15 protein-coding genes are annotated in these 15,565 nt (G+C 69.4%); 6 read left to right on the forward strand and 9 right to left on the reverse strand.

Going from position 1 to position 15,565, the window contains the following annotated elements:
* Window positions 1-31 precede the first annotated feature (31 nt).
* Together QSK05_RS30115 and QSK05_RS30120 are read left to right on the forward strand one after the other, a co-directional pair.
* Window positions 32-487, forward strand: coding sequence for a hypothetical protein (locus tag QSK05_RS30115; RefSeq protein WP_285600762.1), 456 nt, complete (start codon window positions 32-34; stop codon window positions 485-487).
* A gap of 7 nt (window positions 488-494) precedes the next feature.
* Window positions 495-1,247, forward strand: a complete 753-nt coding sequence (locus QSK05_RS30120) for a hypothetical protein (protein WP_285600763.1) — start codon at window positions 495-497, stop codon at window positions 1,245-1,247.
* Window positions 1,248-1,353: 106 nt separating this feature from the next.
* Here QSK05_RS30120 and QSK05_RS30125 read toward each other — a convergent pair whose 3' ends face one another.
* Entirely contained in the window at window positions 1,354-1,779 is a 426-nt protein-coding gene (locus QSK05_RS30125; protein WP_285600764.1) for a hypothetical protein, read from the reverse strand.
* Window positions 1,780-2,011: 232 nt separating this feature from the next.
* Here QSK05_RS30125 and QSK05_RS30130 point away from each other — a divergent pair, with 232 nt between their 5' ends.
* Window positions 2,012-2,716 (forward strand): FadR/GntR family transcriptional regulator, encoded by a 705-nt coding sequence (locus QSK05_RS30130; protein ID WP_285600765.1) that lies wholly within the window; start codon window positions 2,012-2,014, stop codon window positions 2,714-2,716.
* A 60-nt stretch (window positions 2,717-2,776) separates the two neighbouring features.
* On the forward strand, window positions 2,777-3,811 hold the full coding sequence (locus QSK05_RS30135; RefSeq protein ID WP_285600766.1) for an ADP-ribosylglycohydrolase family protein: 1,035 nt from the start codon (window positions 2,777-2,779) through the stop codon (window positions 3,809-3,811).
* A gap of 3 nt (window positions 3,812-3,814) precedes the next feature.
* Here QSK05_RS30135 and QSK05_RS30140 read toward each other — a convergent pair whose 3' ends face one another.
* Window positions 3,815-4,318 (reverse strand): hypothetical protein, encoded by a 504-nt coding sequence (locus QSK05_RS30140; protein ID WP_285600767.1) that lies wholly within the window; start codon window positions 4,316-4,318, stop codon window positions 3,815-3,817.
* Between the two features lie 163 nt (window positions 4,319-4,481).
* On the opposite strand from QSK05_RS30140, the gene QSK05_RS30145 reads away from it, so the two are divergent.
* Window positions 4,482-6,062, forward strand: coding sequence for a multicopper oxidase family protein (locus QSK05_RS30145; protein WP_285600768.1), 1,581 nt, complete (start codon window positions 4,482-4,484; stop codon window positions 6,060-6,062).
* 54 nt (window positions 6,063-6,116) lie between these two features.
* Here the strand turns inward: QSK05_RS30145 and QSK05_RS30150 are convergent, their stop codons facing one another.
* The 5 genes from QSK05_RS30150 to glnA form a co-directional block, all read right to left on the reverse strand.
* A complete protein-coding gene (locus QSK05_RS30150; protein WP_285600769.1) occupies window positions 6,117-6,857 on the reverse strand; it encodes a hypothetical protein in 741 nt (246 codons plus the stop codon).
* A 251-nt stretch (window positions 6,858-7,108) separates the two neighbouring features.
* A complete protein-coding gene (locus QSK05_RS30155; protein ID WP_285600770.1) occupies window positions 7,109-7,420 on the reverse strand; it encodes a hypothetical protein in 312 nt (103 codons plus the stop codon).
* Between the two features lie 136 nt (window positions 7,421-7,556).
* Window positions 7,557-8,768, reverse strand: coding sequence for a glycosyltransferase (locus tag QSK05_RS30160; RefSeq protein ID WP_285600771.1), 1,212 nt, complete (start codon window positions 8,766-8,768; stop codon window positions 7,557-7,559).
* Window positions 8,765-10,954 carry a glycosyltransferase gene (locus QSK05_RS30165; protein WP_285600772.1) on the reverse strand — a complete coding sequence of 730 codons (2,190 nt, stop codon included), beginning with the start codon at window positions 10,952-10,954 and terminating at the stop codon, window positions 8,765-8,767. The genes QSK05_RS30160 and QSK05_RS30165 overlap by 4 nt, the downstream gene beginning before the upstream one ends.
* A gap of 337 nt (window positions 10,955-11,291) precedes the next feature.
* Window positions 11,292-12,716 (reverse strand): type I glutamate--ammonia ligase, encoded by a 1,425-nt coding sequence (gene glnA, locus QSK05_RS30170; RefSeq protein ID WP_231484695.1) that lies wholly within the window; start codon window positions 12,714-12,716, stop codon window positions 11,292-11,294.
* Window positions 12,717-13,231: 515 nt separating this feature from the next.
* On the opposite strand from glnA, the gene QSK05_RS30175 reads away from it, so the two are divergent.
* Window positions 13,232-13,705: an RDD family protein gene (locus QSK05_RS30175; protein ID WP_285600773.1), complete on the forward strand. Its 474-nt coding sequence runs from the start codon at window positions 13,232-13,234 to the stop codon at window positions 13,703-13,705.
* Window positions 13,706-13,799: 94 nt separating this feature from the next.
* Here QSK05_RS30175 and QSK05_RS30180 read toward each other — a convergent pair whose 3' ends face one another.
* The gene (locus QSK05_RS30180; RefSeq protein WP_285600774.1) at window positions 13,800-14,507 is read right to left on the reverse strand and encodes a DUF4191 domain-containing protein; all 708 of its coding nucleotides are present in this window, start codon (window positions 14,505-14,507) and stop codon (window positions 13,800-13,802) included.
* 27 nt (window positions 14,508-14,534) lie between these two features.
* The gene (gene lipA / locus QSK05_RS30185; protein ID WP_285600775.1) at window positions 14,535-15,545 is read right to left on the reverse strand and encodes a lipoyl synthase; all 1,011 of its coding nucleotides are present in this window, start codon (window positions 15,543-15,545) and stop codon (window positions 14,535-14,537) included.
* Window positions 15,546-15,565: the final 20 nt, after the last annotated feature.

A 15,565-nucleotide genomic window follows, 5' to 3' on the forward strand; every position in this document is an offset into this window, starting at 1 on the left:
GCTGTATCGAGCGACTCCTCGGGACCAGCGGATGACCGCCTTCGAGGAGCAGCGGGTCTGTGAGAACGGGCTGGTGCTGGGTTTTCGGGGGCGGTCGGTGGTGCCGTGGGAGACGGTGGACCCCGGTCGTGTGCACATCGTCGAGAATTTTCTGTCGGCGGGTTTTCACCCCGAGTTCAACACGCTCTCGGCCACGCACCATGCCGGTCTTGCTGATCGGGGTCTGGTGGTGTGCGGTCTCAATACGAGTGAGCGGAACCCACCGTTCGTGTACTGGCTGATCGGCACCCCGCACCCGGAGAAGCTGGCGGCCCGGATCGAGCGGGCGATGTGCGATTTCGGTCTGGACGCCGAGGGGCTGGCGGATCATGCCTCACGGACGGCGGTGCGGGCTCATCGGGGTCGGGGAAAGATGGGGGCGCCGCTGTTGCCTCCCGTTCGCGGGCTCTTCGATCCGGTGCTCGGAGTGTCGCGCGCCGGGGGATGATCGGACGGTGAGAGCACGGGAATTCTTCGAGGTCGTGGACGCGGACGATCCGCGGGTTCCGTTCACCGTGCGGGACTACGAAGCGATGACCCATCGGGACATGGGGCGGCAACTGGTTGCGTTCCGGGCCTGGCCGACGTGGCGGCGGGTCGGGCTGGTGTTGCTCGTCCATCTGGTGGTGGCCGGGCCGTTCCTGGTCTGGCCCGGGCTCAGGACGGACCAGAGGGTTGCGGGTGGGGTCATGGCCGGCTGCCTGACCTCGGTGCCGTATGTCGTCCTCACTGTGGTCGGCGCTTTTTTGTGCAAGCAACGGGTCTGTACGAACGGGCTGGTGCTGGGGTGGCGTCGCGGGCGGCTGGTGGTGCCCTGGGAGACGATCGACCCGGGGCGGGTGCATGTGGTGGAGAACGTGCCCGCGGCCGGTCTGTATCCGGAGTTCGCCGGGATCCTGCCCACTCACCAGGCCGGTTTCGCCGACCGCGGTCTGGTGGTCTGCGGGTACAACTCCGGTACCCGCGAGCCGATGTTCTCCTACTGGCTCCTGGGTTCGCGCAGCCCGGAGAAGCTGGCCAGGGTCATGGAAGACGCCATGGTGAACGCGGGTTTTGCGGCCGAGGGGCTGGCGGGCAACGCCTCACGGACCGCGGTGCGGGCCCGTCGTGCGGTCGGCCGGGCGGGCACGCCTCTGCTTCCTCCGGTACGGGGACCGCTGGATCCGGTGATCGGAGTGCCGCGGCCCGGCCGGCAGCCGGCTCAGTAGGGCGCCGACGCCGCGGGTGGAGGGGCATGCTGCATCCGTTCGCCCGGGGATTTCCTCCTGACCGATGCGGTTCGGGGCCGGGGTGTTGCACGTACGGATGATCAGCTCAGAACGTGGCTGCCCGCAACGGGTCCGGTTCGTCGATCACGTCGTGCAGGACCGCGAGAACGATGTCGGCGAGGGCCGCGTCCATGTGGGCGCCGCCCAGGTCGTCCGTGGCGATGAAGGGGCCGGGCATGTTCTTCGCGCGCCAGGCCCTTTCGATGGCGGAGTGAGTGCCCCCGACCGCCTTGGGCGAGCCGACGATGGCGACCAGGTCGTCGTAGTCGGCCGAGCCGGGGGAGGCCTGGGCCACGTGCCGGATGTACTCCGTGCGCTTCTCGCCGTATCCGCGCAGCAGGGCGATCACCCGCTGGCGCACGGTCTCCGGGTCGGGCGCCTCGTGGGCCGGGACCAGGCGGTCGAGCAGGGCCCGGGCCTTCTCCACCTCGGCCGGGTTGTCGGGGTCGAAGGTCAGTGTGACGGTGGTCATAGTCGCGATGATGCGCCCGGTCTACATGGATGGCAAGTGCTGTCCATGTAGATGGCCCCGGCGATCCCCAAGATGGCCTCCGCGACGGCAGGCAGCCTCTGCTCGTTCGGGTGGAGCGGTAATCGAGGCCCATTTACGCTCCGAATGATGCGCATTTTCCCATAGCATGCCCCTTATGTCCGATGTTGGGTCGGCCGGAGCACGTGGCAGAACGGGCAGGGTGGGACGAGGGGTGAAGGTCGGCGACGCCGTGGCCCGCGAGATCCTGAGCCGGATCACGCGGCAACGCCTCGCGCCCGGCACCCGTCTGCCACCCGAGGCGCAGATGATGGCGGAGTACCGGGTCGGCCGCAGCACCCTGCGCGAAGCCCTGCGCATCCTCGAGGTCAACGGGTTGATCGCGATCCGGCCGGGGCCCGGTGGCGGCCCGATGGTGCGGGAGTTCTCGGCTCATGACTTCGGTCGCACGGCCTCGTTGTTCCTGCAGTCGCGCGGCCTGACCCTGCGCGAGCTGCTCGAGGCCCGGCTGCTCCTGGAACCGGTCGCCGCGCGACTCGCGGCCACCCGCCGCTCCCCGCAGGACGCGGCCCGGCTCGGGCTGACCGCGACCATCGCCGACCCCCTGCAAGACGCCGAGTATCGCCGGGCCACAGATGATTTCCACACCCTGGTGGTGGAGACGGCGAGCAGCGGCGTGATCGGGATGTTCGCGCTCGCCCTGAAGGAGATCTTCCGCGTCCGGGTGCGGGAACTGATCGTGCCGACTGCCGACCGGGCGGGCATCCTGCACGTCCACGGGCAGATCGCCGACGCGATCCGGGACGGCCGGGCGCAGGAGGCGGAGCGGCTGATGGGCGATCACATGAGCGACTACGCCCGCCGGATCGAGGAGAGCCATCCGGCACTGATGGACGAGGTCGTCGACTGGATGCAGTGACCGATCGCCACGGTCTGCTCAGATTTTCTGACCGATGCCGGGTAAGTCACAATCGGGTCCGTGACCAACGCCCTGGAGCCCCATCCGCTGGTCTGGGAGAGCCGCGTCCGCGGAAGCCTTCTCGGGCTCGCGCTCGGTGAGAGCCTCGCCTTCGGCCGGCCCGAGTCAGATCCTCTGCCAGCTGGAACCTGTACCCAGCTGGCTGCTTTCACCATCGAAGGAACGATCCGGGCAGCGATGCGATCGCTGCACCAAGGCATCTGTCACCCGCCGTCGGAGCTCTGGTCGGCCTACCGCCGGTGGGGGCAGCTGCAGGGGGTGCTCGAGCACGACGGGCAGCTGGACGGCTGGCTGGCCCAGGTGCCTCAGCTGGGCCGTCACGCCGGGGACGCCCCGGCCACGGTCGCTGCCCTGCTGGGCAACCGGCCGGGCAGTTCGGACGCCCCGGTCGGCGGCAGCCTGGGCTGGCACGGGCTCGTGCGGGGCCTGCCGTTCGCGGCCCTGTCCGCGCAGGCGCACTGGTCGGACGTCCTGATGGCCGCCGAGTGTGCCGCCCTCACCCACGGGCACCAGAGGTCGTGGACGACCGCCGCCGCGGGCGTCCGCCTGCTCAACCGTCTGCTCGCCGCCGGGACCGGTGACGACGACCTGACCGCTCTGGTGGCGAACGCCCTTCCCGGGCTGGACGAAGAGGTGGCCGCCGGGCTGCGCACGGCCCTGTGGGCGGCGGGGACCCGGCCGGGCCAGCGGGAGGTGCTCTTCAGTCTGGCGCCGAACGCCGGCGCGCCGTCGGCTCTGATGGGCGGCATCTACGCCGCCGCGAGCTTCCCCGGGCGGGAGAATATCGATCAGGCCTTGAATTTCGCTGCGACCGCACGAGCCGGTCAGGGGGTGTCGGCCATGACCGGAGCGGTGCTGGGCTCGATGTACGGTGTCGAGGTCTGGCCGGTGCCGATGCTGGTGCGGCACGAACTGGTCTGGGCTCTGGACACTCTCGCTCGCGACCTGGTGCGGCAGCTGAACGCCAACCCGGGCGGGTCGTCGGTCGATGCCCCGGACGACCCGAACTGGGGCGTCCGCTACCCGGGCTGGTGAGTCTCAGGCCCTCGCGAGCTCGCGAGGGCTGACGAACAGGCCGCGCTCGGCGAGCCAGGGCGGTGTGCTGTTCCTGACCTGGGTGTCGGTCATCGACGGGGTGGGCAGCACCCAGTCCTTCTTCATGCGCAGCGGCCCGGTCCAGGCAGGCACCGGCCGGCCGAATTCCTCGTACTCGTGGGCGATGATCACCCCCAGCAGCACGTGCCAGCGTTCGTAGAAGCCCCGTGCCCCCTCCGGTCCGCCCGAGATGTCGGTCGACGGGCGCCGCACCCGGTTGGGGTTCTCGGACCGGCGCGGAGCCTTACGGGCCGGATCCTTCGACCAGTCCGCCGGATCGGAGGTGGGGATCAGGTCGGGGTCGTTCCCGGCCTGGAGGAGGGCGTGCCGCAGGTGGTTGCGGCACTGGATGATCAGTTTGAAGGCCCAGGCGGTGTCGGACGGTTCTTCGTCCAAGGCATTGACGATGGCGGTCCAGGTAGGTTGGGGCGTAGCGAAGGCGGTCACGGTTCGAGTGTGAATGGTCGCCTTGGGTGACACGTACTCCGTTCGGTGGTAACGGTCGTCACACGGAGCCTGGTTAAGGAAGCTCAGGGTGATGATCTCTCGGTCATACCGGACTCCCCAACCCTGACGGCGTACCCCGGACGGGTCCGGGGACACTGGTCCCATGCCTGCTCCTGTGGCCCCCAGCCGTCGTGACCTGTTCCGGATCGGCGGCCTCGCGCTGACCACCCCGGTGCTCCTGGCCGGATGCGGTGCGGGCGGGCAGGAGAGCGCCAACGTCAGCACGCAGGGCAGCGCCGGCCGGCTCCTGCCCAGTGAGGCGACCCTGCCGGAACCGTTCGTGCGCGCCCTGCCCGTGCCGCGCGTCCTCGAACCGGTTCGGACCGACGGCACCACCGAGTACTACGAGATCACCCAGAAGGTGGGAAGCTCGCAGATCCTCGACGGCCCGAAGACCCCGGTCTGGGGCTACGACGGCACTTTCCCCGGGCCCACGATCGTCTCCCGCCGGGGTGCGCGCACCGTGGTGCGGCATCGGAACGAACTGCCCGTACCGGTCTCGGTACACCTGCACGGTGGACGGATTGCGGCCGACCAGGACGGGTACCCCACCGATCTGCTGCATCCCGCCGACGCGACCCAGGGCGACCTGGACGATCAGGGCGAGATGGTCGGGCGGACGGGAGCCCGCGACTACGTCTACGACATCGACCAGCCCGCGGCGACGCTCTGGTACCACGACCACCGGATGGACTTCACCGGTCCGCAGGTCTACCGCGGCCTGGCCGGTTTCCACCTGATCACCGACGACGTCGAAAAGGGACTCGGACTGCCCGAAGGTGACCGGGACATCCCCTTGCTGATCGCCGACCGCTCGTTCGCCGCCGACGGCTCGTTCCTCTATCCCTCGACCGACCCGACCCTGACGAAGACGCCCGGGGTGAGCGAGGACTACATGAGCGGGGTGCTCGGGGACTGTGTGCTGGTCAACGGTGCGCCGTGGCCGGTGATGGAGGTCGAGGCGGTGCGCTACCGGTTCCGGATCCTGAACGCGGCCAACGCCCGCCGGTTCCGGTTACGCCTCCAGGACGGGCCCGCATTCGTCCAGATCGGCAGTGACCAGGGGTTCCTGCCCGAGCCGGTCGAGCAGGTGCGGATCGACGTGGCCCAGGGCGAGCGGTTCGACGTGGTGGTCGACTTCTCCGGGCAGCGGGCCGGGGACGAGGTGACGATGGTGAATGAGCGTGGTTCGGGTGGAACGGCGCAGGTCATGCGGTTCGTGGTGACCGGCAAGGCAGACGACCCGAGCCGGCCGACCGACGAGCTGACCGGTCTGCCCGAACTGGAGATGCTCAGTGAGGCGGACGTGGTGGCCACCCGTGAGTTCACCTTCCGTCGCGGCGGGGCCCAGGCCCACGGCATGAGCCTCTGGACGGTCAACAACCTGGCCTTCGACCCCGACCACGTGATCGCCCGGCCCCGCCTGGGCACCGTGGAGAAGTGGATCGTGACCGCGCAGAACGCCGAGCATCCCTTCCACGTGCACCTGGGTGCCTTCCAGGTGGTGGCGCGGTCCGGTCCCGGTGGTGGCACCAGCGGCTGGAAGGACACCGTGAACCTCGACAACGGTGGCCGGGCCGAACTTCTCGTGCGGTTCGACGGTCACCGGGGCACATACGTGCTGCACTGCCACAACCTCGAGCACGAGGACATGATGATGATGGCCAACTTCGAGGTGGTGTGAGGCCAGGGAAGCCGCGACCGCACCAGGGAGACAGCCGGAACGGCTGTCCTGGGCTCAGTGCGGCACCCGGGCCGCGACGGCCTGGAAGTCGACACCGGTGCGGTGGGGGAAAGCCGTTGTCAGGGTGAAGATGTCGTTACCGGCGACGGTACTCGTCATCGAGATCGGGCCCGGACCTGCGAGTCCCCGCTGCGTGACGGTGATCCGCAGCTCTGCGTTCTTCGGGAGCTCGGTCATGCGGTAGATCGCGTGACAGGTGTCGCCGGCGATGATGACCGACAGGATCTCACCCCGCGGGACCGGAGGCGCATCTTCGGTGGCGGTGAGCGGGTTCGCCACCATCGTGAAGACACCCGCAACGGCGGCCGGGGCCGGGCCGGAGGGCCGCAGCCAGGCGGTCGGCCAGCTGATCGTGCCCGAGATCTCCGCGGTGACCACTCGCTTGGTCAGCACCACCTGGTAGGAGAACCCTTGCGGGTCAGAGGTTTCGCCCCGCATGGCGAGATGTGTGACGAGAATGAGCAGGCCGTCCGGGCCGGTCTCCACGTGGGCCTGGTCGGTGGCGGGCAGATCGTCGCGCGATCGGCCGACATGCACCGTGGCCTGCTCCAGTTGCTCGGCGGGCTCGCGCAGGAGCACGCGGCAGGTGTCGCGTTGCACCTCGTCGCCGCCGGCCTGCCCGGCCGGGTTCGCGATGCCGGACAGCACCACCAGCTGTCGGCCCAGTGCCCCGAGGTCGGTCCGCTGCACCATGTGCCCCGTCACCTGACCGCTGTCCAGCACATCCAGGTCCATGCCCCACCCCGTCCAGCGTGTCGACGTTGACCCCCTGATCGTGCCCCTTCGCGCACGGCGATGTCGGCAACACGCGGGTTCCCGCAGCGGACGATGGGGACGATTCCTGCTGTCGAACACCGTTCTTGCCCAGGAATGACCGGCCGTATCAGGGTGCCGGGTGCGATCGGGGTGCAGAGCCGGGGGTGCAGCGCCGGGAGGCGCGTCGCCCTCACGGTAGGCACGCGAGGGGCGAACCTGTGCGGGACGGCTCAACCGACCCTTTTTGCGTAGGGCAGGTTTCCGGTGAAGTGCAGGACGAGGCCGACGGCGCCCACGACCGGGGCCAGCCCGAAGATGACGGAGGCGACGGTGGCGACGGCCGCGATGAGGCCGGCCTGCTCCGGCGACTGCTGCTGGGCGTAGAACAGCGCCAGCCGGTAGGTGACGATCGCCCCGTAGACCGTCAGGGCGATGATGGCGACCAACACGGCGACCCAGATGATGAAGAAGAGACCGACGCCGACGAAACCAAGAGACATGTCCATGCCCTCAAGAGCGTTCTGCGAGCTGGAACGTTGCACGCGCTGACCTGGCAAAAGACGACCGCCTCCGCAGCGGGGACGCCAGAGTGGCGGCCGGTCGGGCCGGGCGGCGATCACACACCGTAGCGGTGATCCGGGCTCGGTCTGAGCGGCCGCGAGATGGCCGGGGCCTCGCTCAGAGCCGCAGAGTTGTGCTGACGGCCCGGCGCAGATCTTCGGGGGTTGCCGTATTGGGGTCGAGAGCCGCACCACGATCGGCGGTCTCGAGCGCGGCGGCCCCGGCGAACTGGTCGGTGGAGAACGGCAGCACCAGCAGCGGGACCTCGAAGTGGAGCGCCTCGGTGATGCTGTTGTTCCCTCCGTGGCTGATCGCCAGCGCGGACCGTTCCAGGATCGCCACCTGGGGCAGGAAGCCCCGGACCAGCCAGGGGGCGGGCAGCTCGCCGAGCACGGCCGGATCGGCCGAACCGATGGCCAGCGCGACCCGTACCGGCAGCGGGCGCAAAGCCTCGACCACCCGGGCCAGCACGTCGGCGCGAGCCGACAGGAAGCTACCGAAACTGACGTACACCAAGGGCCGGTCATCGTTCTCGTCCAGCCATTGACGGACTTCGGTGGTCACCTTCTCGGTCCGGATCGACGACCCCAGGAAGCGGTGCGCAGGCAATAACGCCGTCCGTCGGGAGGGGTGCAGGACGGCGGGGTAGTTGAACAGCACGGTGGGGCCGTGGGCGGCGAACGCATCGTCCAACGCGGCGGCGCCCGGATCGAGCACCGCCACCGCGGCGTTCACCTCGGCCGTGAACTCGTCCCTGACATTGATGCAGAGCCGTTCCAGGGCAGCCAGTTCCGTCGGGCCGGGGTGGAAGCAGCCGGGCCAGGTGGACGGGTACCCGTAGATCTCGACCCCGACCGGAAGCGCGGTCGGATGACCGAGAACGACGTCCTGGAAGGGAATCCCAGCGGCGCGCAGGGCCAGGGTGGCGCTGAAGGCCAGATGGTCGACGATCACCTGGTCCGGTTTCACCTGCTCGATCACCTGCAGCACGGCCCGGGCCGTCGGCACCGGGGCCCAGAGCAGGTCGTTGCGTCTGGCCTCGGCCTGGTAGGCCAGGGTCGCCACCATCCCGTGGTGCGTCGCGGCGAAGAAACCGCGCAGCGCGTCGTCCTCGCCGACGGGCTGTTGCTCGGCCCGGATGACACCCGGGTTCGACCCGCGCCCCAGCACCAGATCGATGCGCTCAAAACCGAATTCGGCCACCACGGCGGCCGTCGCCGGTCCGGTGGCCACCACCACCCGCTCACCGGGTCGGCGTTGGGCGGTCGCGATCGTCGCCAACGGCAGAAGGTGCGAGGCGTAGTCCGGACTGATCACCAGGAGCGTCATCGGCGGGACAGTTCGGTGACGCCGGCGTACACCCCGGCCAGGGTCGCGGCCATCGCCTGAACGGTGAACCGGTCGCGGACCAACGTCGCGACCTTGTCCACCCGTTGCTCGTGGTCGGATCGGGCGGCCAGTTCCAGAGCGGCAGCCATCCCGCCGGCCACGGCGGCCGGTTCCCGGGTGTTCACCAGCAGACCGGTGACACCTGGTTCGACATAGGTGGCGGGACCACCGCCGTCCGGGGCGACGACGACCAGACCGGCGGCCATCGCCTCCAGGACGGCCAGCCCGAACTCCTCCTTCAGGCTTCCGCAGACGTAGATACCGTCGGCGCCGACCAGGGGTGACAGGCCGAGCCGGGCCGCGGCCAGCCAGCGGGCGACGTCGTCGTTCGGCCGGTGCCCGGCCAGCACCAGGCCCTCCGCGGCGGCCGGGTACTCGGCCAGCAGCGCCTGGATCAACTCCAGCTGCCCCTGCTCCTCCGGCGACGGATCGTCCAGGTCACCGCCGACGATCACCAGGTTGCAGCGTTCGCGCAGCGCCGGGTCGCCGGCCCAGGCCTCGACCACGGTGGCCATCCCCTTCACCCGGTGCAGTCGGCCGACGCTGATCGCCAGCGGGAGACTGTGCCGATGGACCGGCAACCCGGCGATCAGGTCGGTCAGGTCGGTGAGGGCCGGCGCCGGGACGCCGCTGACTCCGCTGATGGTGGCGACCAGGTCGGTGTGGGCGGCGGCGCTGACGGCGAGATCGATCCCTTCGGGCACCACGGTGTACCGGTGCGGCTCGTCCGTGACCTCGATCCCGAGCAGATCACGCAGGGTGTGCTCCAGGTCCGGGCGCGGGAACAGAACGTTGTGAGCGGCGTTCGCGGCCAGCCGCTGCACCAGGCGGGCCCGGAACCAGTAGTGCTCCTGCTCGTCCACCGCACCGAAGTCGGCCCGGGACAGCGCTCCGGTCATGTCCAGCGCGTGAATCACCGCATGGGGATCGGGGGCCAGGGTGAAGACCACCGGGATACCGAGATCCTTGGCCACCGCATCCGCGGCCAGGCTGCCGACGTCGGCCATCCGCAGGTGCAGGACATCGACCCGTCCGTGATGCAGCACCGCCCGCCGGATGGCGCGTTCGGCCGCGACCCGGGTCGGCCAGGCCGTGGCGGCACTGCTCGGGACCTGCAACAGCGGCACCGGCGAGAGCAGATGATCCGGCCCGTCGTCCGCCGGCTCGGTCAGGGCGGCGATCGAGGAGGTGGCCGATCCGCGTGACAGCGTGAGGACCTGTCCGATCTGGGCCTCGGCGGCGAGCGCATCGCCCAGTCGCAGCAGCAGGGTGGCCACACCGCCGTTGTCACCGACGCCGGAGCGGGTCAGTTCGCGGTCGATGTCGGCGTGCAGGAAGAGCTGGGCCACGGTCGGCCCGGTCGGCGGGGCGGAGGACGGCTCGGGCCGGATCAGGCCCAGGTCCAGAGCAGCCAGCCGGGCGACGGCCCGTAGCTGCGGATCGCCGGTGCCGTCGTCGTGGAGCTCATGGCCCGCGGCGCGGAAGGGATCCCGGCCGGCCAGCTTGCGGACCAGCTCGATCGCCGCCGGGTCCGACCCGCGCTCACCCAGGGCGGCGACCGCCGCCAGCCGGGCAGTGGGCTGCTCGCCCGGGTCGGCGGCGATCCGGACCACGGCCCGGCCGGCCAGCTCGCCCGGAACCAGGCCGAGCGTCTCCACCAGCCGGGCCCGGGCCTGCGGGTCGGACTCGGCCGCGATCGCTCCTTCCAGGGCCAGGGCGACGTGATCGGATGCCGAACGGGCCCAGCCGATCAGGGTGCGCTGCGCCAGCATTCCGGCGAAACCCCCGCCGGTGGCGACCACGGCGACGAGCCGTCCGATCGCGTCCAGCCGGGGCAGCCGGGCCCCGAGCGTCCAGGACGCGTGTTCCCGCAGAAAGCCCTGCGGGTGGGACAGCAGGTCGGAGAGGACGGCGTCGGCCTCGTCGTCGAAGACCCGGCCGAGGGCGTGGACGGCGGCGATGGCGGTGAGCTGGTCCTGCGGATCGTGGATGGCCCGGGTCAGCGTGCGGGCCGCCCGTCGTCCTCCGTTGCGGGCCGCGGCCAGGGCGAGGTCGTCCGCCGCTCGCAGGACATCGACGATGAAGGGTGCTTCTCGCACCGTCGCGAGAGCGCGCTCGACTGTCATGTCCTGTTTCTACGCTGGGCTACCCGATCACGCCAGGCGAACTCGATGAACGTCCGGGAGCGGCTCCGGAACAGATCAGGTGCCGGGGCCCGGAAACAGACGCGGCCCCGGACGCCGGGCCCGATGACCCGATGGCTCGCTGTGCTGAAGATCACCGCGCCGATCTGCCGTTCGGGGACCGGACGGACCGGACCTTCGCCGGGTCCACGCGCTCCGCCGGACACCCGGCCGAAAGCACGAGGGGCCGCCGGCTGCGGGGTTCCGGGATCGGAACACCGCGGCCGACGGCCCCAGCCCGGCCCGGCAGCTCTATGAGCCGGGCCGACCTGCGTCTGGATCAGACGTCGTAGTACAGCTCGAACTCGTGCGGGTGCGGGCGCAGACGGATCGGGTCGATCTCCGCCTCGCGCTTGAACGCGATCCAGGTCTCGATCAGGTCCTCGGTGAAGACGCCACCCTCGACGAGGTAGGCGTGGTCCTTCTCGAGGTTGTCGAGGGCCTCGCTGAGCGATGCCGGAACCTGGGCGATGCCCGCGTGCTCCTCCGGCGGCAGCTCGTAGAGGTCCTTGTCGACCGGGGCCGGCGGCTCGATGCGGTTCTTGATGCCGTCGATGCCGGCCATCAGCATCGCCGAGAACGCCAGGTACGGGTTGCTCGACGGGTCGGGCACGCGGAACTCGATGCGCTTGGCCTTCGGGTTCGAACCGGTGACCGGGATACGCACGCAGGCGCTGCGGTTACGGGCCGAGTAGACCAGGTTGACCGGCGCCTCGTAGCCCGGCACCAGACGGTGGTACGAGTTCACCGTCGGGTTGGTGAAGGCCAGCAGCGACGGGGCGTGGTGCAGGAGGCCACCGATGTACCAGCGGGCGATGTCGGACAGGCCGCCGTAACCGCTCTCGTCGTAGAAGAGCGGCGAGCCGTCCTTCCAGAGCGACTGGTGGCAGTGCATACCCGAGCCGTTGTCCTGGAAAATCGGCTTCGGCATGAACGTGACCGTCTTGCCCGCGGCGTGCGCGACGCTCTTGATCACGTACTTGAACAGCATGACCTTGTCCGCGGACTTGGCCAGGCTGTCGAAGCGGTAGTTGATCTCGGCCTGACCGGCGGTGCCCACCTCGTGGTGGCTCCGCTCGACCTCGAGGCCCAGGTTGTCGAGCGCGATGACCATCTGGTCACGCAGGTCGGCGTAGTGGTCGACCGGCGGGACCGGGAAGTAACCACCCTTGTAGGGGGTCTTGTGGCCCAGGTTGCCGCCGTCTTCCTTACGGGCGGTGTTCCAGGCGGCCTCGATCGAGTCGATCTCGTAGAACGACAGGTTCTGCTTCGTCTCGAAGCGCACGTCGTCGAAGATGTAGAACTCGGCCTCGGGGGCGAAGAACGCCGTGTCGGCGATCCCCGTCGACTTGAGGTAGGCCTCGGCCTTGGCCGCGACCTGACGCGGGTCACGGCTGTACGGCTCGTTCGTGTACGGGTCGACGATGCTCATGTTGATGTTGAGCGTCTTCTCGACACGGAACGGGTCGATGTAGGCGGTGTGCAGGTCCGGCATCAGCTTCATGTCGGACTCGTTGATCGCCTGGAAGCCGCGGATCGAGGAGCCGTCGAACATCTGGCCGTCGTTGAAGAAGTCCTCGCCCACGGTGGACGCCGGCACATTGAAGTGCTGCATCACACCGGGCAGGTCGCAGAACCGGACGTCAACGAACTTGACGTCGTTCTCTGCGATGAACTTGGTCACCTCTTCGGCGTTGCTGAACAATCCAACCTCCACGGTCGGGGATCGGTCGCGGTCTACGGGTCGGGAACCGTCGGTGGTGCTGACGTCTTATACCGCCGATATGCGTCCGGGGGGAGTGCCCCGGACATTTACCGGCGATTTCGGCCGTGCCCCATCATGTCGAGTCATGTCGAGCAGGTGACGGTTCCGGGCTGCTCCGATCTTCAGGCGCAGAGCGACCTGGAAGTGCCGTCACCTGCGATCGACGCTGATCGTGGGGTACGTGGACCTGACCCTATCGTTCACGGGCAACACCGTGGTCACGGGTTGGAACACGTTCTTCTCACGTCTTCCAACTACTCGAAATGGGTCTCTCTCGGTCACTCTCCGGCCCCATCGAGTGCTTTAGACATCATCAGGAAATTTCCACGTGACATGGTGGAAACAATTAATCGGCAATGGCGCGTATCTCACTTTTACTGGTGCCCAAGGCCTCTGGTAGGGGCCCGGACCGGGACGCCCGGAGCCTTCCGGTGGGCCTCCCTTATGCTCGAGGCGTGGCGGTTGACAGGCGGGACATCGGGTCGTGGCTCCAGGGGCCCGAGGCGGTGACGGGCGTCTCCGGGTATCCGGGGGAACGTCTGGACCGGCCGGAGCGCGGTCCCGGATCGCTGGCCCGCCCTGGGCGCCGGTTCGCCAGCGTCCTCATCGACTGGGTGCTCTGCCTGGTGATCGCGCGGGGCTTCTTCGGCGCCGAGACGGTCGCCCAGGGGCTGGGCACCTTCATCCCCGTGGTGCTCCTGGCTCTGGAGAACCTGCTGCTCGTCGGCACGGCCGGGTACACGGTGGGTCAGCGCGTGATGGGCGTGCACGTCGAGCGTGTGGTCGGTGGGGGCCCGATCGGCCTGCTGCGCAGCCTCTACCGCGCCGTGCTGCTGTCGCTGGTGGTCCCGCCGCTGACGATGGGCTGGGACGTCGACCGGCGCGGCCTGCACGACCTGCTCTCGAGTTCGGTCGTCGCCCGCAACTGAGGGTTTTTGCGTTCAACGGCACCCACGAATTGAGGACGTTGTCGAGACTCGAGTCTCGACAACGTCCTCAATTCTGTGGTGCGGCTCGGGAAGGTCAGCGGCCCTTGCTGGCGCGGCGGTCGGGCCGCATGCGCGTCGGGTCGACGCCCTTGGGGATGGGCAGGCGGGCGGCACCGAGGGCGCGCAGACGCTTGCTCACCTCGGAGACCTCCTGCTTGGTGATCACCGGCTTCTTGCGCATCAGGTGACGCACGAGCTTCTGCATCGGGACCTGGTCGGGGCCCTCCCCGGCGTGGACCACGATGACCGGGACCTCGGGCAGCAGCCGGGCCGTGCGCTTGCGCTCGGTCTCGGCCAGCTTCGCGACGCGGGGCATCGGGCCCTCGGTGACCAGTACGACACCCGGACGGCCTACGGCGCGAAAGAGCAGGTCCTGCGTGCGCGGGTCGACGCCGACCGGCTGCTCCTCGACGTTCCAGCCGCGCCGCAGGCCCTTCAGCGCGTAGCCGACGACGCCCTTGCGGTCACCGATCTGGGTGTAGGCGGCGCGTTCGGCGCGGCGGCCCATGATGATGATCGCGAGCAGGAGCCCGACCATGAAGCCGAGAATGCCCGCGTAGATCGGGTGCCCCACGGCCAGGCCGATGAGGATGCCGGCGGCCGTGAGACCGACCAGCGCGACCAGCATCCAGACGACCGCCATCGGGTCGGCCTTGCGCAGCATCGAGAACACCGCGCGGAACTGGGCGAACCGGCCCATCGACTCCGGGTCGACGGGTTGTGAGGGAGTGTTGCGAGCCATGAGCGAAGGATACTTCCGCAGGGGTGGTCAGAGTGACGCGCGTCCCAGCAGGCTCGTGGCCTCCTGGCGCGCGGTGGTTTCCTGGGCGAGATGGGCCAGGCCGGCCGGGATCTGCTCGCCGCGCTTGGTCATCGCCTGCGCCCACAGCCGGCCCGCCCGGTAGGACGAGCGCACCAGCGGCCCGGCCATCACCCCGGCGAAACCCAGGGCTTCGGCCTCGTCCTTGAAGTCGACGAACTCCTCGGGCCGCACCCAGCGGTCGACCGGGTGGTGCAGCGGCGACGGACGCAGGTACTGCGTGATCGTGATCAGGTCGCAACCATGGTCGTGCAGGTCGGCCAGCGCCTGGGAGACTTCTTCGCGGGTCTCGCCCATGCCCAGGATCAGGTTGGACTTCGTCACCTGGCCCTTCTCCCGGGCCAGCCGCAGGACCTCCAGGGACCGTTCGTACTTGAAGGCCGGGCGGATACGACGGAAGATCCGCGGCACCGTCTCCAGGTTGTGGGCGAACACCTGCGGCTGCGCGTCGAACACCTGCTGCAGCAGCTCGGGCTTGCCGGAGAAGTCGGGCACCAGGATCTCGACCCCGGTGTCGGGGGACTGCTGGTGGATCGCCCGGATCGTCTCGGCGTACAGCCAGGCGCCCTCGTCCTCCAGGTCGTCGCGGGCGACCCCGGTGACGGTGGCGTAGCGCAGGCCCATCGTGGCCACGCTCTCGGCCACGCGGCGCGGCTCGTCGCGGTCGAGCGGGGAGGGCTTGCCACTGTGGATCTGGCAGAAGTCGCAGCGGCGGCTGCACTGGTCACCGCCGATCAGGAAGGTGGCCTCGCGGTCTTCCCAGCACTCGAAGATGTTGGGGCAGCCGGCCTCCTGGCAGACCGTGTGCAGGCCTTCCTTCTTCACCAGGCTGGTGAGGGAGGTGTACTCCGGCCCCATCTTCGCGGTGGTCCGGATCCACGGGGGCTTCCGCTCGATCGGGGTCTCGGCATTGCGGGCCTCGACCCTCAGAAGCCGCCTGCCCTCGGGTGCGATCGTCACCTGTGCTCCCTGTTCGCACG

Origin of the sequence: Kineosporia sp. NBRC 101731 (assembly GCF_030269305.1) — a bacterium.
Lineage (GTDB): Bacteria > Actinomycetota > Actinomycetes > Actinomycetales > Kineosporiaceae > Kineosporia.

Coding starts and splice junctions, on each gene's coding strand:
- QSK05_RS30150 (WP_285600769.1), bottom strand. CDS start 6,857: ATGGACCTGGATGTGCTGGACAGCGGTCAGGTGACGGGGCACATGGTG.
- QSK05_RS30160 (WP_285600771.1), bottom strand. CDS start 8,768: ATGACGCTCCTGGTGATCAGTCCGGACTACGCCTCGCACCTTCTGCCG.
- QSK05_RS30145 (WP_285600768.1), top strand. CDS start 4,482: ATGCCTGCTCCTGTGGCCCCCAGCCGTCGTGACCTGTTCCGGATCGGC.
- QSK05_RS30165 (WP_285600772.1), bottom strand. CDS start 10,954: ATGACAGTCGAGCGCGCTCTCGCGACGGTGCGAGAAGCACCCTTCATC.
- QSK05_RS30180 (WP_285600774.1), bottom strand. CDS start 14,507: ATGGCTCGCAACACTCCCTCACAACCCGTCGACCCGGAGTCGATGGGC.
- QSK05_RS30125 (WP_285600764.1), bottom strand. CDS start 1,779: ATGACCACCGTCACACTGACCTTCGACCCCGACAACCCGGCCGAGGTG.
- QSK05_RS30115 (WP_285600762.1), top strand. CDS start 32: ATGACCGCCTTCGAGGAGCAGCGGGTCTGTGAGAACGGGCTGGTGCTG.